Genomic DNA, 18525 nt, shown 5'->3' on the forward strand with positions numbered 1-18525 from the left:
ACCGAAAGAAGAAGCATGGAAATTACACGACTGCACGTAGGCAAACGCCTCTCCGAAGTAGCCATACACAACAACACCATCTACCTGGCGGGCCAGATCGCCGAAGATACCACGCAAGGCATCGTCGGCCAGACGCGCGAAGTGCTCGGCCACGTCGACCGTTTGCTGATGGAAGCGGGCAGCGACAAGACTTGCATCCTGTCGTGCCAGATCTATATCGCCGACATGAAGGATTTTCCCGGCATGAATGAAGTGTGGGACGACTGGGTCGCCTCAGGCCACACGCCGCCGCGCGCCACGGTGGAAGCGAAACTGGCCAATCCGGCATGCCTGGTTGAAATCGTCATCATCGCTGCAGAACGCTAAGTTTTTCAAGCTGTTGAGTCATCAAGTTTATAAGGTAATACATGGTTTCCATCTCGGCCCCGAATAGCGTCACATCGGAACAACTGGTAGAGGGCTTGAGTGCGCCGGACTGCGCGCGCGTGCTGGACGCGCTCGCGTATGCCACCGAAGCGTATGGCGACAAGCAGACCTTTGCCGGCCGCTCCGCACTGGAGTTCGCCATCGGCGTGGCCACCACCCTGGCTTTCCTGCGTAGCGATGCGGAAACGCGCATCGCCGGCCTGATGTTCGAGCTGACCTTGCTGGAACCGGACACGGCGGCCGACATCGAGCCGCGCTTCGGCAAGCAGGTGTGTGACCTGGCCACCGGCGTGCGCCAGCTGATCCGCTTGCGCGCGCTGACCCAGGCGCAGCACGGCAGCGTCGGCGGGCGTGGCAAGAATGCGGCGCAGCAAGCCGTGGCCCAGGTGGAAACCTTGCGCAAGATGCTGCTGGCGATGGCCTCCGACATGCGTGTCGTGCTGGTGCGCCTGGCAGCTTGCGTGACGACCTTGCGTTATTTCGCTGAATTAAAACTCTTCAATGAAATGACGCGTGAATACGGCAAGGAAACGCTGGATTTGTACGCGCCGCTGGCCAACCGCCTCGGCATCTGGCAGCTGAAGTGGGAGCTGGAAGATTTGTCGTTCCGCTTCATCGAGCCGGAAGCGTATAAACGCATCGCCAAGATGCTGGAAGAAAAGCGCATGATGCGCGAGGGTTTTGTTTCCTCGGCGATCTTGCGCCTGCAGACGGAGCTGGCTTCGGCCGGTATCCAGGCGGAAGTGTTTGGCCGCCCGAAACACATTTACAGCATCTGGAACAAGATGCGCGGCAAGGAGCTGGACTTTACGGCTCTGTACGACGTGCGCGCCTTCCGCGTCATCGTTGCCGATGTGAAAACCTGCTACACGGTGCTGGGCGTGGTCCACAATATCTGGACCCCTATCCCGAAAGAATTCGACGATTACATTTCGCGCCCGAAACCGAACGGTTACCAGTCGCTGCACACGGTGGTGACGGCCGAGGATGGCCGCCCGCTGGAAGTGCAAATCCGCACCAATGAAATGCACAGCTTTGCCGAATACGGCGTGGCTGCGCACTGGCGCTACAAGGAAGAGGGCGGCTCGAACTTTGCCGGCCAGAAATACGACGAAAAGATCGCCTGGCTGCGCCAGTTGCTGGCCTGGAAAACGGAAGTGGCCGACGCCGTCGTGGGCCAGGAAGAAATCCAGCGCGAGTGGGTGGAAAAGTTGAAATCCGCCACGCTGGACGACCGCATCTTCGTCATGACGCCGCAAGCGCGCGTTCTGGAATTGCCGGTCGGCGCCACGCCCGTCGATTTTGCGTATCACCTGCACACGGACGTGGGCCACCGCTGCCGCGGCGCCAAGGTCGACGGCATCATGGTGCCGCTGAATACGCAATTAAAAAACGGCCAGACCTGCGAAATCATCACGGCCAAGGGCGCGCCGGGCACGGCCGGACCGTCGCGCGACTGGCTCAGCGCCGGCTACGCCGTCAGCACGCGCACGCGCTCGAAAATCCGCGCCTGGTTCCACGCTATCGACATGCAGGAAACCCTGGCCCACGGCCGCGCGCTGGTGGAAAAGTCCTTGCAGCGCGAAGGCAAGACGGCCGTCAATTTGGAAGCGCTGGCGCAAAAGCTGGGCTTTGCCAAGGTAGACGAGCTGTTCCTGTCGGTCGGCAAGGATGAATTCAGCCTGCGCCATGTGGAGCAGGCGCTGCACGACAATGGCGAAGTGGTGGTGCCGGAAGACGCGGTACTCGTGGGTAAAAGCCGCGCTTCCAGTGTGGAGCAGGGTGCCAAATCCGGCGTGCTGGTGGTGGGCACGGAAGGCCTCATGACCGTGCTGGCCAAGTGCTGCAAGCCGGCGCCGCCCGACAGCATCGTCGGTTTTGTCACGCGCGGCAAGGGTGTGTCGATTCACCGCGCCACGTGCAAGAACTTCGAGGAAATGCGCGCCAAGTCGCCCGAGCGTGTGATTTTTACCGAGTGGGGCAGCACGGGCGGGCATGACACCGTGTATCCGGTCGACATCTTTATTCTCGCTGGCGACCGCCAGGGCTTGCTGCGCGACATCTCCGAAATCTTTTCGCGCGAAAAGATCAACGTCATCGGCGTCAACACCCAAAGCGCCAAGGGCCAGGCCCGCATGACCTTTACGGCCGAGATCAGCTCGACGGCGCAGTTGTTGAAGGCGCTGAATGTGATCAAGGATGTGAGCGGGGTTTTAGAGGCACGCCGAAGTTAGCGTATTTTGGGGTCTGTCGCTGCGCGATCGCATTGCGCCCCATTGGGGCGCAATGCCCCGTCGGGTCTGACCCCGGTCCTTGCTAGTGGGTTTTGTCTCCCGCATGTAGTCCCGCCATTGTGGCCGTCTCCGGCTGCAGAGTGATGTGGTCTATCCCATGCTTGGCTAACAGCATCTTCTTGATCGCCCGCAATACCTTCGGCCAATGGTCGAGGTGTTCGATTTCCACGTGGCCGATCAGGGCTGGCTGGCCGGGCGACATGTCCCATACGTGCAGGTCGTGCACGGAAATCACGCCGTCCACTTGCTCCACGTCCGCGCCCACCTGGATGTAGTCGATGTGCATGGGCACGCCTTCCATCAGGAAGTGGTACGACTCTTTCAATACGCCGAACGTGGATTTCAGGATCAGCAGGGACACCAGCACGGACAGCAGCGGGTCGATTTGCATCCAGCCCGTGAAGTAAATCACGGCGCCGGCGACGATGGCGGCGACCGAGCCGAGCAGGTCGCCCATCACGTGCACGAGGGCGGCGCGCGTGTTGACGCTTTGCTTGTCTTTCGATAATACCCACGCCACCACCAGGTTGATGGCCAGGCCGATGAAGGCGACGACGAAGACCATGCCGCCTTGCACGGTTTGCGGCGCGGAAAAGCGCTGCACGGCTTCATAGCAGATCCAGCCCACCACGCACAGCATGGCCAGACCGTTGACGAAGGCGGCCAGCGCTTCGGCGCGGCCAAAGCCGAACGAGTGGCGCGGCGAGGGCGGGCGGCGCGCGATCAGTTGCGCCAGCAGGGCCAGGCCCAGCGCGGCCGCGTCCGTGACCATGTGGCCCGCATCGGAAATCAGGGCCAGCGAATTGGACATGAAACCGGCGATGACTTCGATGCCGGCGAATGACAGGGTCAGCCCCAGCGCCCACGCGAGGATGCTCTGGCTACGCCCCTCGAACGAGTGGGTATGCTTGGCGTCGCCCTTCAGGTGGGCGTGCAAATGGGTGGCGTCGTGTTCGGTGTTGTCGTGCGTGGGATGCATGGAATGCTTTGTGGAATGATGTTGCCGTCAGTGTAATTGAAAAGCAACAACATAGTCGGCACGTAAAAAAACCTGCAGGCCCGGAGGTGCTGCAGGTTTTACCTGGAACAAACAATTTTACTGTACCGCCGTCTCGCCAAACTTGCCTTCGCGAAAATCCTGCACGGCCTGGAATACTTCCGCCTGGGTATTCATGACAAACGGGCCATACTGCGCGATGGGCTCGTTCAAGGGCTGTCCGGCGACGAGGATCACGCGGCCGCCTTCGGGCGCCTCGATGCGCACGCCGTCGCTGCCCGGCGTGTTGGCGAAAATCGCCATGCGCAGGGCGGGCACGGCCTTGCCGTTGACCTGCACTTCGCCACGGAACGTGTAGATGAAGGCGTTATGGCCTGGCGGCAAGGGCTGCTCGAAACTGGCGCCGGCTGGCAGGTCGATATCGAGGTACAACGGTTCCGTCAGTTCGCGCTGCACGGCGCCCGTCACGCCATGGCTCTCGCCGGCGATCACTTGCACGGCCACGCCAGCCTCCGTCGTGTAGCGGGGAATGTCGCTGCTGGTGAAATCGCGGTACCACGGCGTGCGCATCTTGTCGCGCGCGGGCAGGTTCAGCCACAGCTGAAAACCTTCCATCACGCCTTCTTCCTGCTCCGGCATTTCCGAATGGATCACGCCGCTGCCGGCCGTCATCCATTGCACACCTCCCGACGTCAGCAAGCCTTCGTGGCCCGCGCTGTCCTTGTGGCGCATGCGCCCCGTGATCATGTACGACACCGTTTCAAAGCCGCGGTGCGGATGCTCGGGGAAGCCGGCGATATAATCGTTCGGCTTGTCGCTGGCGAAATTATCGAGCATCAAAAACGGGTCGAGACGGCGCTGCAGCTGCTGCGTCAGCACGCGGTTGATCTTCACGCCGGCGCCATCCATGACGGCCTGGCCGGCGATCACGCGCTCGACGGCGCGTGCTTTCGTGACAGTGGTGGTATCGCTCATTGTTCTCTCCTGTTTGGGGTCAGACCCGGCGGAACTCGGCGTCCCCGTCTGACCCCTTGTTGCGGCAGTCAGCTATTACACCAGGATCGCGTTGATCTCGGCGTCCGCCTGGGCTTGCGCCTTGGCCACGGCTTCCGGGCCCATGCCCATGCCTTCCGAATACACGTACTGCACGTCGGTCAGGCCCAGGAAGCCGAACATGGTGTTCAGATAAGGCACCTGGCTATCATTGGCGCTGTCGCGGTGCAAGCCGCCGCGGGACAGGCCCACGTAGACTTTCTTGCCGCTCAAGAGACCAACAGGGCCGTTTTCCGTGTACTTGAAGGTGACGTTGGCGCGGGCAATCGCGTCGAACCAGCTTTTCAGTTGCACGGTGATACCGAAGTTGTACATCGGCGCGCCGATGACGATCACGTCAGCTGCTTGTACTTGCGCAATCAATGCGTCGTCCAGGGCGATGCGGGCCGCTTGCTCCGGCGTGCGTTTGTCGGCTGGCGTGAACAGCGCTTGCAGGGTAGGCTCGTCGAGCACGGGGTGCGGTGCGGCAGCCAGGTCACGGCGGACGAGGGCGGCGCCCGGGTTGGCCGCTTGTACGCGGCTGACGATGGCGTCAGCCAGGCGGGTCGAGGCGGAACCGGTGCTGCGGGCGCTGGAATTGATTTGCAGGATGTTCATCTTGTTTTCTCCGTTGTGAGGTGTCTTGCGATGGATGAACTATAGCAATTCCAAAATTGATGCGGAAGCCGTTAAAATGGATAACATTAATCCACTCATGGAACAATCAAAAGTATGGATATCGATCCCGGAGATTTATTGCTGTTTGCCAGAGTCGTCGAATGCGGCAGTTTCAGTCGTGCCGCCGTGCGCGTGGACTTGCCCAAGTCGACCCTGTCGCGCCGCATCTCGCTGCTGGAAGCGAAGTTGGGCGAACGGCTGCTGCTGCGCACCACGCGCAAGCTGGCGCTGACGGAGTTTGGCGCCAGCCTGCTCGAGCATGCGCGCAAGGTGGTCGAGGAAACGGAGGCGGCCGGCGCGCTGGCGCAGCACCGCCAGGCGGGCCCCAGCGGCTTGCTGCGCATTTCCATGCCGGCCGATTTCGGCGACACCCTGATGCGCCAGGTGCTGGCCGAGTTCGTGCGCCGCTATCCTGCCATTTCGCTGGAACTGGACTTGTCGGCGCGCCGCGTGGATTTATTGGAAGAGAACTTCGACCTGGCCATCCGCATGGGCAACTTGCCCGACGATGCCAGCCTGTCCGCGCGCCGTGTGGCCTTCAGCACCCTGGCGCTGTATGCCTCGCCGCAATACACGAGCGTGCACGGCTTGCCCGAGCACCCCGACGATTTATATGGCCATGATTTGCTCAGCTTGCCACGGGCCGTGCATGGCCTCGTGCACTGGACTTTGATCCGCGGCAAGACGACGTGGGAACGCGATCTACCCGTGCGCCTGCTGGCCAATTCGCCGGAATTGCTGGTGCGCATGGCGTGCACGGGCGTGGGCATCGCGGCCAGCACAGACCGTTTTGCCAAGGCGTATGTGGCGACGGGGGAATTGGTGCGGGTGTTGCCGGAGTGGAGTTTCCCGCTGGTCACGGGTTGGGCCGTGTTTCCTGGCCGGCGCTTGATGCCGGCCAAGACGCGCGCGTTCCTGGACTTGATGGAAGAGATGTACCGCACGGACGCGCCCGTCTAGGCGCGCGTCCGGAGGCTTTACTTGGGCAGGTTGCCCATGACTTCGCCCAGCTGCACGGGGCCGGCCGGTTGCCAGTTGGCATTGAACGTCACGGTGTCTTTCGGGAACAGCATGACGACGGTGGAGCCGAGCAGGAAGCGTCCCAGCTCTTCGCCCTGTTTCAGCACCACATTGTCGTTCGCATAGCTCCAGTCGCGTATCTGGCCCGTGCGGGGCGGGTTGACGACGCCGTGCCAGACGGTGGCCATGCTGCCGACGATGGTGGCGCCGACCAGGGTCATGACGAAGGGGCCGTTGGCCGTGTCGAACACGCAGACGACTCTCTCGTTGCGGGCGAACAGGCCGGGAATGCCGCGCGCCGTCGTCGGGTTGACGGAGAACAATTCACCAGGCACATAAATCATGCGCGTCAGGCGGCCATCGCAGGGCATGTGGATACGGTGGTAGTCGCGCGGGCTCAGGTACAGATTGGCGAAGCTGCCGTGTTCGAACTGGGCCGCCAGTGCCGCATCGCCGCCGACCAGGGCCGTGGTGCTGAAGTTGTGGCCCTTGGCCTGGAAAATCTGGTCCTTGTCGATCGTGCCGAACTGGCTGATGCGGCCATCGACGGGGCAGACGTAGTCGGCCTGGGCCAGCGGACGGGCATCGGGGCGCAGCGCGCGCGTGAAAAAGTCGTTAAAGCTCGTGTAGTGCGTGATGTCCGGATCCAGCGCCTCATCCATGTTGACGTTGTAGCGGCCGACGAACCAGCGGATCAAACGCGTCGTCATGGCGCCGCCCTTGGCGCCGGCGATCCGGCCGGCAAAGTTGGTCAACGCTCCTTTGGGAAGCAGATATTGAGGCAGGACGGCAAGACGGTCAGACACGATGGGAAGCCTTTGACGGGGTGATGGGAACAATGGTGAAAACGCATTATAGCGGCGATGTGGCGCGCAATACTATGCGCCGTATGCAAGGGTGCGTATCGCAGCCCGCCGCCGAATTTAATTTGCTATAGGAAATATTTTCAGGAAACTGTGTCACTTGGAAAAAATTACAGCACAATACAGCGGCCTGTTTTTTAGCTTTTAGCCATTTTTATTCAGCCAACTTTTTTAGCCAGGTCATGATGCCACGCCGTTGCCTTCGCCTTACCGTCCTTTGTTCAGCCGTTTTACTTGCCTGGAATGCCCAGGCCCAGCAATCCGAAGCGCCAGCCGACGCTGCCGCCACCTCTGCGCCGCTGAAGGCTGAAAAGCCCGCCGCGCCCGCGATGCAAACCGTTGAAGTCAAGGGCAGCGGCTATGATCCGCGCCGCGACGATACGGCCAGCAAGATGGTCGTTGGCAGCGAGGAAATCCTCAAGTATGGCGACACGAATGTTACCGACGTGCTCAAACGCTTGCCCGGCATTACCGTGTCCGGCGCGGCCGGGCGCTCGGGCGGCGAAATCCGCATGCGCGGCCTGGGCAGCGGCTACACGCAGATATTGCTCAACGGCGAGCGGGCGCCGGCCGGTTTTTCGCTCGACACCCTGTCGCCGGACGTGATCGAACGCATCGAGATTTTGCATGCGGCCAGCGCCGAATACAGCACGCAGTCGATTGCCGGCACCATCAATGTGATGCTCAAGAAAGCCGTGAAGACGGCGCAGCGCGAACTCAAGCTGGGCGTGCAGGGCAGCGACGTGAGCTTTTCGCCCAGCGTGAACGTGCAACTGTCCGACCGCGACGGCAACTTCTCGTATTCGCTGGCCGGCTCGCTGTTCCGCTACGACTACCATTACGACAATCCCGGACTGGAACTGGGCTATGCGCCCGATGGCCGGCAAAACCTGCTGCGCCGCACGAATGGCACGGGCGATGGCCGCCCGGAAGGCATCAATCTGTCGCCGCGCCTGAACTGGGTGCTGGTCAATGGCGATAATGTGACGGCGCAATTCTTCTTCAATGGCGGGCGCTCGAACCACCGCAATTTCAGCCGCGCGGAAACGCAGCAGGGCATGCGCCCCGATTACGACACGAATACGGGCAGCTCGGGCAACCACAACGCCTTCGGCCGCAGCGACCTGACGTGGCTGCACAAGCTGGCCGGCGGCGCCCGGCTGGAACTGAAAGTTGGCGCCTCGGCCGCCCGCAATACGTCCGACAGCCTGCAGCAGGGCTTTATCGATGGCAGCGGCCTAGCGCTGGAGCGCCAGGTGGGCGTGAAGGCGACGGAAAACGGCGTCAGTTCCACCGGCAAGTATTCCACGCCCTTGCTGCCCGGCCATGCCCTGTCGATGGGCTGGGATGGCGCCTACACGGAGCGCGAGGAAACGCGCCGCCAGCGCGAAGCGGCACTGTCTGCCCTGGGTGCGCGCCCGCCCGTCGACAGCGACGAAGGTTTCGACGCCACCATCAAGCGCCTGGCCCTGTTTGTGCAGGACGACTGGGAAATCACGCCGCGCTGGTCCATGTATGCGGGCGTGCGCTGGGAAGGCATCGACACGCGCAGCGCGGGCAATACCTATGATGAAGTGAACCAGCGCACCAGCGTGTGGAGCCCGCTGCTGCAAACCCTGTGGAAGTTGCCTGATACCAAGGGCGACCAGGTACGCCTGGCCCTGACGCGCACTTACAAGGCGCAGCCCACGGCGAGCCTGATTCCGCGTCGTAATACCTCGACCAACAATAGCCAGACGGACCCCGACCGCGAAGGCAATCCCTACCTGAAGCCGGAGCTGGCGCTGGGCATCGACGCCTCGTACGAGCACTACTGGGCCGAAGGCGCTTTGCTCAGCGCGCGCGCCTCGGCCCGCCGCATCGATGGCTACACGCGCCAAGGCTTGCTGTTCATCAATGATCGCTGGGTGTCCACGCCCGTCAATGATGGCCGTGCGAATACTCAGACACTGGAACTGGAAGCGAAGTTCCCGCTGCGCGCCGTGCTGGCCGCGCCCGTGCCCGCCATCGACTTGCGCGCCAGCGTCAGCCGCAACTGGTCGCAGGTGGAGCAGGTGCCGGGGCCAAACAATCGGCTTGACCAGCAAACGCCCGTCAGCGGCAACTTTGGGCTCGACTACAAGACGCCGGATGGCGTGCTGACGACGGGCGGCAGCTTCAACTTCCGCAATGGCGGCCCCGTGCGCATCACCGAGCGCCAGAGCGCCTATACGTCGCCGCGGCGCGACGTCGACATTTATGCGCTGTGGAAATTCGATGCGAAGAACCAGTTGCGCCTGGCCGTGTCGAATTTGCTGGCGCAAGACTTCGAAAGCACCACCGCGTATGCGGACGCCAGCGGCACCATCGTGCGCAACAGCATTTCACCGAGTTCGCCGCAGGCGCGCGCGACACTGGAAATGAAGTTTTGACGCGTTTGTTTTAACGGTGAAACCCCGGCCGGCATCCCCGCTGGCCTATAATCTCGGCAATCGCGCGCACGGCCCGTCCGTGCGCGCCGCCTTTTACTTTGCCAAGATTGCTTTCCCCATGACGTTTTCCTCCCTCGGCCTGATCGATCCCCTGGTCCGCAAACTTGACGAGCTCGGCTATGCCAAGCCCACGCCCGTGCAGGCGCAAGCGATTCCCGCCGTGCTGGCCGGGCGCGACCTGATGGCCGCCGCCCAGACGGGCACGGGCAAGACGGCCGGTTTCGCCGTGCCGCTGCTGCAGCGCCTGACCCTGGAAGGTGTGGTGGCGCCCCAGTGCGTGCGCGTGCTGGTGCTGGTGCCCACGCGCGAACTGGCCGAGCAAGTCTACGCCAGCTTCCGCAGCTATGGCGGTAACTTGCCGCTGCGCAGTTTTGTCGCTTACGGCGGCGTGCCCATCGAGCCGCAGATCAGCAAACTGCGCAAGGGCCTCGACGTGCTGGTGGCTACGCCAGGCCGCTTGCTGGACTTGCAGACGCAGGGCGCCGTCAAGTTCGAGCAAGTGCAAACCCTGGTGCTGGACGAGGCCGACCGCATGCTGGACCTGGGCTTCGAGCGCGAACTCGATATATTGCTGATGACCATGCCCAAGCAGCGCCAGACCCTGCTGTTCTCGGCCACCTTCTCGGATGCCATCCGCGCCATGGCGAAAACCATGCTGAAAGACCCCGTCTCGGTCGAGGTCAGCGCGCGCAACAGCACGGTCAAGGCTGTGAAGCAATCGGTCATCGTGTGCGACAAGAAACGCAAGCCGGAACTCTTTTTGCACTTGCTGAAGAAAAAGCGCTGGGGCCAGGTATTGGTCTTCGTCAAGACGCGCAAGGGTGTCGAGCTGCTGGTGAACACTTTGCTGGAGCAGGGCGTGCGCGCCGACTCCATCCACGGCGACAAGACCCAGCCGAACCGTTTGCGCGCGCTGGCCCGCTTCAAATCGGCCGAGGTGCAGGTGCTGGTGGCCACCGACGTGGCTGCTCGCGGCCTCGACATCGACCAGTTGCCTGTCGTCGTCAATTTCGACTTGCCCACCGTGGCGGAAGACTATATCCACCGCATCGGCCGCACGGGCCGCGCGGGCGCCTCGGGCGAAGCGATCTCGCTCGTTTGCGCCGACGAGGTGGAATTGCTGTCGGCCGTGGAAGCGCTGACGCGGCAAACCCTGAAACGCAACGAGGAGCCCGGTTTCGAGGCCGAGCACCGGGTGCCGGGCACGTCCGCAGGTGGCGCGATCCAGAAAAAGGCCGTGAAAGTGCTGGCGCCAAAAGCTGCAGAGAGAGCGAAAAAGCGGCGCTTCTACAAATAATCGGGGATGCAAAGCGCGCAGCACGGATATGCCATTCGTGCCATCATGCGCTTATGACCTCGATACCTTTGTTCCCGCTCAATACGGTGCTGTATCCCGACGGCTATCTGCCCCTGCAGATCTTCGAGGTACGCTATCTGGACATGATACGTCAGTGCATCATGGGCGAGCAGCCGTTTGGCGTGGTGCAACTGCTGGACGGTACGGAAGTGCGCAAGCCGGGCCAGCAAGAGACCCTGGCGCCCGTGGGCACTATGGCGCGTGTCATCGACTGGGCCGCGCCCCTGTCGGGCTTGCTGCAAATCAAATGCATGGGCATGCAGCGCTTTCATATCGTTTCCAGCGAACAGCTGAAGCACGGCTTGTGGATGGCGCAGATCGAAACCTTGCCGCCCGATAAAACCGTTCCCATCCCGCAAGAGCAGCAGAACGTGGCCGACGCGCTCGGCGCCCTGATTCGCACCTTGCAGGAGCAAAAGATCCCGCCTGACCAAATGCCCTTGCAGCCGCCATACCGGCTCGACGAGTGCGGCTGGGTGGCGAACCGCTGGTGCGAGCTGCTGTCCTTGAGCGCCATGCAAAAGCAATTGCTGTTGAGCCAGGACAATCCCGTGCTGCGCCTGGAACTGGTGCAGGATATGCTCACGGAAAACGGCTTGTTAGAGGAATAAATTGCCTGAGGCCGCATGTTTTCTCATGCTTCCGTTGTGCAATTGCAATTTCTATTGAGAAATACTTTACGCTTTGCCGCCGCTGACATAAGATAATGCCCCTGGGCAAGATTGCCCTGGGCAACATTCAAGAGCAGACGACATGGCAAAAGTAAGCGCGGAACAGATCAATGCGGCAATGGAAGCGATGGCGGGCGAAGGCCAGGCCATCACGGTGCGCGCCTTGCGCGAACGGCTGGGCAACGGCGCCTGCCTGGGCACCATCAGCAAGCTCTTGCTGCGCCGCAAGGCCGGTGCGCAGCGCCAGATCGCTGCCGCCGCCGAACTGTCGCCCGTGCTGCAGCAAGCCATCCTCGATTATGTAGGACAGGAATTAAGCGCCAGCCATAGCGCGCATGAAGCCGAGATGAACGACAATCAACAGGAATTGATGGACCTGGCCAGCGAGAACGAGCGCCAGCAAGAGTTGCTCGACCTGCAGGCCGGTGAGCTGGAAACCTTGCGCGAGGAACTCGAACGCGAGCGGCAAGTGGCGAACCAGGCCCGCACGGACCTGGCCAAGGCGCAGCTGCGCCTGGAAGGCTTGCCGCGTCTGGAAGAAGCGGCCGAGCAGGCCCGCATGGACCTGGCCAAGGCGCAATTCAAGCTCGAAGGCATTCCGCGCCTGGAAGAGGCTGCCGAAGCGGCGCGTGCGGAACTGATCCAGGCCCAGCTGAAGCTGGAAAGCCTGACGCGCGTGGAAACGGAACTGGCTGCCGCGCGTCTGGAACTGGAAGCGGAACGCGAAGAGCTGGGCGAAACGCGCGCCGAACTCGACGAAGAGCGCACCTTGCGCATCAAGGCGCAGCAGTTCATCGTGGATCCGATTTTCAAAACACCTGTCTAAGGCCTCCTAAGCTGCTGCGTGACGTCCTAGGTTTGACGCTGCGTACAGTGTTAGCCGGCGCACAGAATCTTGTTGCGAGGCGCGGCAAAATAGTTCAGTGATCCAGGCGGGAAAGGGCCGGCATGGAAACGTTGATCGTCATGGGAGCCTCGGTGGGCGGCGTGAGCGCACTGTCCACCATCTTCGCCGCCTTGCCGGCGAATTTTCCCGCGGCAATCCTGGCCGTCATGCACGTAGGCGCGCGCAACAGCGTGTTGCACGAGATCCTAGGCAAAACCTCCGCCTTGCCCGTGCGCTTTGCCGAAGAACGCGAACCCGTGCGCGCAGGGCGCATCCTGCTGGCGCCGCCGGACCGGCACATGCTTGTTGCCAACCTGGCCGGCCAGGCGACGGTCGAGCTGACCCGGGGACCGAAGGAAAACCATACGCGTCCCGCCATCGACCCCCTGTTTCGCAGTGCGGCCGCCGCTTTCGGCCCGAAGGTGGTGGGCGTGGTACTCAGCGGCTACCTCGACGATGGCACGGCAGGCTTGCAGGCCATCAAGGCTTGCGGCGGCAGGGCGCTGGTGCAGGAGCCGCAGGACGCGGTGGCGCCGTCGATGCCGCAAAGCGCGATCGACTATGCCGAAGTGGACTGGCGTCTGCCGGCCGCCGAGATCGGGCCGGCCCTGCTGGCGCTGGCCAGCGGCAACTCGGCGCCGGCCAGCGCCGCGCCGTCCTTGCCGCCCGTACCCCAATGGATTGCCGTGGAAAACCGTTTTGCCCGGGGAGTGGGGAATATGGACCAACTGGAAAAAATTGCCACGCCATCGACTTTCACCTGTCCTGAATGCCAGGGCACCCTGTGGGAGCTGCATGGCCAGCAGCCGCAGCGTTTTCGCTGCCATACGGGCCACAGTTTCACGGCGAAGATGCTCGGTGAGTTGCAGCATGACAAGGCGGAAGACGCCATCTGGGCCGCCGTCAGGGCGCTGCAGGAAAAAGAAAAACTGTATCTGAACCTGGCCGCCAAGGCCCAGGTCTGGCAGCATCCAGGCACGGCCAGCGAGTATGCGGCCAAGGCGCGGCAGGCGGGCGAGCAGGCCGATGTGCTGAAACGGGCTCTGCTGGCTTAAAATAGCGCACGGTCGCGCCATGCCGCGCGACGCCTGATCGCAAAGAAGGATTATGTCTGCAGAAAAAAATGCGCCGCTTCCGCTTGCGGCAGCCCCCATATTGCCACGCGCACTGCCACCCCGGCCCCCAGCTGAATTCAGTTCGCCCGAAGCGGCCCTGGCGCGCAAGCAGGCGCGCGAAGACAAGGATGCACAGGTGCGCGGCGTGACCTCCATCGACGCCATGCGCGAGGCCATCAGGCAGGCGGCGCGTGACTTGCCGGCCATCACCGCCGTGCCATGCCTGGGCATGCTGGACGCCGCCGCCTTCCGCGCGCGCGCCGCGCTGGGCTTGCCTTTCCTGATGCGCGGGCTGGTGCGACGCTGGCCTTTGTCCCAGCTGGCGCCCGAAGTCTTGCGCGAGCAGTTCAGCCATGTGCCCGTGCGGGCGCGGGTGGGCGACTACATCAACACGGCCTTTGCGGCCGACCGCGCCATGCAGGACATGTCGATGGGGCAATACCTGGACCTGGTGGAAGGGGGCGCGCATGTGCTGCCGCCTTACCTGGGCAACCTGGAATTGCGCGAGCTGAACCGCCTGTGCCACTGGCCCACGTATTTCGACAAGATGGGCCCGCCGCGCTTCTGGGTCGGGCCGGCCGGCACGGTGACGCCCTTGCATTGCGACTACGATGACAATATCTTCGCCCAGGTGTGGGGCCGCAAGCGCATCTTTTTATCGCCGCCGCACCATGACGCCTTTCTGTATCCGAGCGAGGCGAACGCCATCCTGTTCGGTTCGCCGTTCGATCCGGAAGCGCCCGATTTCCAGCGCTTTCCGCTGGCGCGCCAGGCCACCATGATCGAGTGCCTCGTCGAGCCGGGCGACATGCTGTACGTGCCCGCCGGCTGGTACCACCAGGTGCGCGCGCTGACGTTTTCGCTGTCGTCGAACCGCTGGGCCAGGGCCGTGCCGCTGGCCTTGCATGGCGGGGCGGAGTTGCGGCGTACCGAGGCTTAATCTGATGACACGATGGCCTTGCCATCGGCACGCAAACGCTTGGGCCGCCACTCGCTGAGGATGCCCGCAGCGATGATCAATACCGCGCCCACGATGGCCAGGGCCGGCAGGCGTTCGCCGGCAATGCGGCCGATGACGCCCGCCCACACGGGTTCACCCGCATAGATCAAGGTGGCCTTGGTGGCGGAAATGCGCTTTTGCGCCCAGTTCATCACATACTGGATCAGCGCACTGGCGCAGCCCAGCGCCAGCACGCTGAGGATGAAAGTCTTGCCGAGTACTGGCGGCGCTTCGCCCAAGACGGGCATCAGCAGCAGGGCGATCAATGATGCCGTGGCCAGTTGCACGATGGTCACGCGCAGGATGTTCAGCTGCGGCGAGACGCGGCTGATCAGGATGATTTCCAGGGCAATGGCGATGGCGCCCACGGCCGTCATCAGTTCACCCTTGCCCAGACCCATGCTCAAGCCATCCGTTCCCGTCAGCAGCAATAACCCCACGAAGGCCAGCACCACGGCCGCCCACACTGCCGGGTGGGGCCGCTGCTTGAAGACCAGCCATTGCACCAGCGGCACGATGGGCACGTAGAAGGCCGTGATGAAGGCGGACTTGCTGCTGGAAATATGCATCAAGCCATAGGTTTGCAGCGCGTAGCCGCCAAAGATGCTCACGCCGATGGCCATGCCGGTGAATAACTCCGCCTTCGTCAACTGGCGCAACTGGCCCCGGCAAATCAGGGCGCCGATGCCCGCGGCCACGGCAAAGCGGGCGGCCACGAAGGCCAGGGGGCCGCTGACCGTCACGGCATGTTGCACGACGAGAAACGTCCCGCCCCAGATGAAGGTAATGGCGATCAGGGCCAGTTCGGGCAGACCAATGGCGGGTGGGGGACTTGCGTGTGTTTTCATGGGGCGCTATGCTATGAGCAAAATATTTCCCATCATAATAGGAGCAATATATTGCGCAGTCAAGCCGAAGCCAAAGCCGGTGGCGTGCTGGCATACCTAGCCACCAATCTGCGGCGCTTGCGCCTGGCCGCCGGCCTCAGCCAGGAAGAGCTGGCGCGCCAGTCCGGCCTGAGCCGGCGCATGGTCAATGGCGTCGAGGCGGGCAGCACCAACATCAGCCTGGCCAACCTCGACCATGTGGCGGCCGCCTTGAACGTGGCCTTTGTCGACCTGGTCCAGCCACCGCGGCAGCCGCACGACAGCCTGCGCGTGCTGATGTGGCAAAGTGCATCGCAGGCCAGCCAGGCCGTGCTGCTGGGCGCGGCGCCCGCCAGCCGCCAGGTGGAACTGTGGTCGTGGACCCTGGCGCCAGGCGAGCGCTACGATGCGCAAGCCGACCCGGCCGGCTTCAGCGAAATGCTCTACGTGCTCGAGGGCGAGCTGCAGCTCGTGCTGGCGGCGGAAACCAGACAGCTGGTCACGGGCGATTTTTTTGTCTTCAGCAGCGCGCAAGCGTATGCCTACGTGAATGCGGGCGCATCCACTTTGCGTTTTACGCGCAATGTGGCCAGCTAGGAATCAAGGGAGAATCATGATGACGTCAACTTTATACCAGCCGACTTTGCATGACCGTTATCTGGGTGCCATGCTGGGACTTGCTTGTGGCGATGCCGTCGGCACGACCGTGGAGTTTTCCCCGCGCGGCAGTTTTGCGCCCGTGACGGACATGACTGGCGGCGGCCCATTCGGCCTGCAGCCGGGACAATGGACGGACGATACCTCGATGGCGCTGTGCCTGGCCGAGAGTCTGGTATTGAAAGGGGCGTTCGATCCGGCGGACCAGATGGTGCGGTATTTGAACTGGTGGCAATGGGGTTACCTGAGTTCCACCGGCACCTGCTTCGATATCGGCGGAACGGTAAGGGACGCGCTGGCCAGTTTCCAGGAAACGGGCGACCCCTGGAGTGGTTCCACCGCGCCTGACACGGCGGGCAATGGCTCGCTCATGCGCCTGGCCCCGGTCGTGCTGTTTGCTTATCCGGATGTGGCGGCAGCCGTGGCCTGCGCCGCCGACAGTTCCCGCACCACCCACGCGGCGCCGGAAGCGGTCGAAAGCTGCCAGCTGTTTGCCGCCTTGCTGTGCAGTGCGCTGGCGGGCACGGCGAAGGAAGCGTTGATGGGCAGCATCGCGTACCGGCCTGCCGAACCGAAGCTGAGGGGGCTGGCAAGCGGCAGTTTCATCGGCAAAACGGAGCAGCAGATACGCGGCACCGGCTATTGCGTGGAATCGCTGGAAGCGGCGCTCTGGTGCTTCTTCAATACGGATTCACTGGAAGAGGCCGTATTGCGCGCCGTCAATCTGGGCGAGGATGCCGATACGACCGGCGCCATCGTCGGCCAGCTTGCCGGCGCCTATTATGGCGCCCAGGCAATTCCTGCGCGCTGGCTGGAAATGCTGGCCATGCGCGGAGATATCGAAGAGCTGGCGGGAAAATTGTTCGAGCGGGCGCGGGGCTAAGAAGCCGTCGTTGTCGTAGATATGCTGTGTCATATGCCGCGATCCTTGTGCTCTGTGCGCTTGGCATGGCCACGCCGCTGCGCCCGGTATATCCCCGCGTGGCCGGAAAACAGATACGCCACGACGCAGGCGATGGCCGCGTACACGCCGATCTCGGCGCCAAACAGTTCCATCGCCATCAGGGTCGAGGCGACGGGCGTGTTGGCCGCGCCCGCAAACACGGCGACAAAGCCGATGGCGGCCAGCAGGGCGACGGGCTGGTGCAGCAGCGGACCCAGCGCATTGCCCAGGGTCGCCCCGATGAAGAACAATGGCGTCACTTCGCCGCCCTTGAAGCCTGTGCCCAGCGAAACGATGGTAAACGCCATCTTGCCAAGGAAATCCCAGGCGGGCAGCGGTTCCTTCAGCGCATCGACGATGGTGGGGATGCCCAGGCCGTTATACTTGTCCGTGCCGATCAGCCATACGGCAAGCGCGACAACGAGGCCGCCGGCCAGCGGACGCAGCGGGGCGTAGGCGATCCAGCGTTTCATCAGGCCGCTCAAGCCGTGCGTGGCTTGCGCAAACAGTTTGCCCGTCACGCCGAACAGCACGCCAGCGATCACCATCGCGCACAAGGTCCAGGCGGAGAGGGCGGGGATCAAGGGCACGGCGTAATGCGTATGGTGAATGTTCAATAACTGCGCCCACAGCAAGCCCACCTGGTCGGCGATGACGGCAGCCAGCAGGCAGGGCAGCATGGCTTCATAACGCAGGCGGCCGATGGCCAGCACTTCCAGGCCGAAGATGGCGCCTGCCAGCGGCGTGCCGAAGACGGAGGCAAAGCCGGCGCTGATGCCTGCCATCAGGATGATGCGGCGGTCTTCATTGTTCAAGCGAAACATGCGGGTCAGCTGGTCGGCCAGCGCGCCACCCATCTGCACGGCCGTGCCTTCGCGTCCGACGGAAGCGCCAAACAAATGCGAAATGACGGTGCCGCCCAGCACCAGCGGTGCCATGCGCAAGGGGATGATTTTTTTCGGGTCGTGGATTTCATCGATCAGGAGGTTGGCCCCGCCTTCGACACTGCTGCCGTAGCGCAAGTATAGCCAGCCGACGGCAAAGCCCGCCACGGGCAGCAGCCAGATCAGCCACGCGTGCGCCATCCGCGTGCGCGTGGCCCAGTCCAGGGCGAACAGGAAGAAGGCCGAGGCCGATCCCGCCAGCACGGCCACGACCAAGGCCAGCAGCAGCCATTTCAACAGATGCTTTAACAGATCGGTGAGGGCGGTCAGGCGGTGCATTGTGCATCCAGTCAAGGCTGATGGGT

The 18525-nt window shown here is 62.9% G+C and carries 17 protein-coding genes; 11 read left to right on the plus strand and 6 right to left on the minus strand.

Annotated elements, in window-relative coordinates; all coding sequences use genetic code 11:
- The first annotated feature begins 15 nt into the window (after nt 1-15).
- Together KO539_RS16180 and KO539_RS16185 are read left to right on the plus strand one after the other, a co-directional pair.
- Nucleotides 16-366, plus strand: coding sequence for a RidA family protein (locus KO539_RS16180; RefSeq protein ID WP_034784210.1), 351 nt, complete (start codon nt 16-18; stop codon nt 364-366).
- A gap of 41 nt (nt 367-407) precedes the next feature.
- Nucleotides 408-2660 (plus strand): bifunctional (p)ppGpp synthetase/guanosine-3',5'-bis(diphosphate) 3'-pyrophosphohydrolase, encoded by a 2253-nt coding sequence (locus tag KO539_RS16185; protein WP_035818071.1) that lies wholly within the window; start codon nt 408-410, stop codon nt 2658-2660.
- Nucleotides 2661-2742: 82 nt separating this feature from the next.
- Here KO539_RS16185 and KO539_RS16190 read toward each other — a convergent pair whose 3' ends face one another.
- The 3 genes from KO539_RS16190 to KO539_RS16200 form a co-directional block, all read right to left on the minus strand.
- The gene (locus KO539_RS16190) at nt 2743-3699 is read right to left on the minus strand and encodes a cation diffusion facilitator family transporter (protein WP_219310550.1); all 957 of its coding nucleotides are present in this window, start codon (nt 3697-3699) and stop codon (nt 2743-2745) included.
- 117 nt (nt 3700-3816) lie between these two features.
- Nucleotides 3817-4692, minus strand: coding sequence for a pirin family protein (locus tag KO539_RS16195; protein WP_219310551.1), 876 nt, complete (start codon nt 4690-4692; stop codon nt 3817-3819).
- A gap of 75 nt (nt 4693-4767) precedes the next feature.
- On the minus strand, nt 4768-5367 hold the full coding sequence (locus KO539_RS16200) for an FMN-dependent NADH-azoreductase (RefSeq protein WP_099402284.1): 600 nt from the start codon (nt 5365-5367) through the stop codon (nt 4768-4770).
- A 114-nt stretch (nt 5368-5481) separates the two neighbouring features.
- On the opposite strand from KO539_RS16200, the gene KO539_RS16205 reads away from it, so the two are divergent.
- A complete protein-coding gene (locus KO539_RS16205) occupies nt 5482-6387 on the plus strand; it encodes a LysR family transcriptional regulator (RefSeq protein ID WP_035818083.1) in 906 nt (301 codons plus the stop codon).
- Between the two features lie 17 nt (nt 6388-6404).
- Here KO539_RS16205 and asd read toward each other — a convergent pair whose 3' ends face one another.
- Entirely contained in the window at nt 6405-7253 is an 849-nt protein-coding gene (gene asd / locus KO539_RS16210; protein ID WP_219310552.1) for an archaetidylserine decarboxylase, read from the minus strand.
- 386 nt (nt 7254-7639) lie between these two features.
- On the opposite strand from asd, the gene KO539_RS16215 reads away from it, so the two are divergent.
- The 6 genes from KO539_RS16215 to KO539_RS16240 all read left to right on the plus strand — a co-directional run bounded on the left by KO539_RS16215 (nt 7640) and on the right by KO539_RS16240 (nt 14750).
- A complete protein-coding gene (locus KO539_RS16215; RefSeq protein ID WP_225240950.1) occupies nt 7640-9721 on the plus strand; it encodes a TonB-dependent siderophore receptor in 2082 nt (693 codons plus the stop codon).
- A 118-nt stretch (nt 9722-9839) separates the two neighbouring features.
- Nucleotides 9840-11078, plus strand: a complete 1239-nt coding sequence (locus tag KO539_RS16220; protein WP_219310553.1) for a DEAD/DEAH box helicase — start codon at nt 9840-9842, stop codon at nt 11076-11078.
- Nucleotides 11079-11131: 53 nt separating this feature from the next.
- Nucleotides 11132-11749, plus strand: coding sequence for an LON peptidase substrate-binding domain-containing protein (locus tag KO539_RS16225; protein WP_219310554.1), 618 nt, complete (start codon nt 11132-11134; stop codon nt 11747-11749).
- 142 nt (nt 11750-11891) lie between these two features.
- Nucleotides 11892-12635, plus strand: a complete 744-nt coding sequence (locus KO539_RS16230) for a DNA-binding protein (protein WP_035818092.1) — start codon at nt 11892-11894, stop codon at nt 12633-12635.
- 122 nt (nt 12636-12757) lie between these two features.
- Nucleotides 12758-13750: a chemotaxis protein CheB gene (locus tag KO539_RS16235; protein ID WP_219310555.1), complete on the plus strand. Its 993-nt coding sequence runs from the start codon at nt 12758-12760 to the stop codon at nt 13748-13750.
- A 52-nt stretch (nt 13751-13802) separates the two neighbouring features.
- Nucleotides 13803-14750: a cupin-like domain-containing protein gene (locus KO539_RS16240; RefSeq protein ID WP_219310556.1), complete on the plus strand. Its 948-nt coding sequence runs from the start codon at nt 13803-13805 to the stop codon at nt 14748-14750.
- Here the strand turns inward: KO539_RS16240 and KO539_RS16245 are convergent.
- Nucleotides 14747-15658, minus strand: a complete 912-nt coding sequence (locus tag KO539_RS16245) for a DMT family transporter (protein ID WP_219310557.1) — start codon at nt 15656-15658, stop codon at nt 14747-14749. The two genes, KO539_RS16240 and KO539_RS16245, sit on opposite strands and share 4 nt — an antisense overlap.
- A gap of 51 nt (nt 15659-15709) precedes the next feature.
- Between KO539_RS16245 and KO539_RS16250 the strand changes: the two genes are divergently transcribed.
- Both KO539_RS16250 and KO539_RS16255 read left to right on the plus strand, forming a co-directional pair.
- Nucleotides 15710-16273: a helix-turn-helix domain-containing protein gene (locus tag KO539_RS16250; protein WP_219310558.1), complete on the plus strand. Its 564-nt coding sequence runs from the start codon at nt 15710-15712 to the stop codon at nt 16271-16273.
- Between the two features lie 16 nt (nt 16274-16289).
- Nucleotides 16290-17216, plus strand: coding sequence for an ADP-ribosylglycohydrolase family protein (locus KO539_RS16255; RefSeq protein WP_257626315.1), 927 nt, complete (start codon nt 16290-16292; stop codon nt 17214-17216).
- A gap of 29 nt (nt 17217-17245) precedes the next feature.
- Here KO539_RS16255 and KO539_RS16260 read toward each other — a convergent pair whose 3' ends face one another.
- On the minus strand, nt 17246-18499 hold the full coding sequence (locus KO539_RS16260) for a voltage-gated chloride channel family protein (protein WP_219310559.1): 1254 nt from the start codon (nt 18497-18499) through the stop codon (nt 17246-17248).
- Between the last annotated feature and the right edge of the window lie 26 nt (nt 18500-18525).

Origin of the sequence: Janthinobacterium sp. NKUCC06_STL, assembly GCF_019345455.1 — a bacterium.
Taxonomy (GTDB): domain Bacteria; phylum Pseudomonadota; class Gammaproteobacteria; order Burkholderiales; family Burkholderiaceae_D; genus Janthinobacterium; species Janthinobacterium rivuli.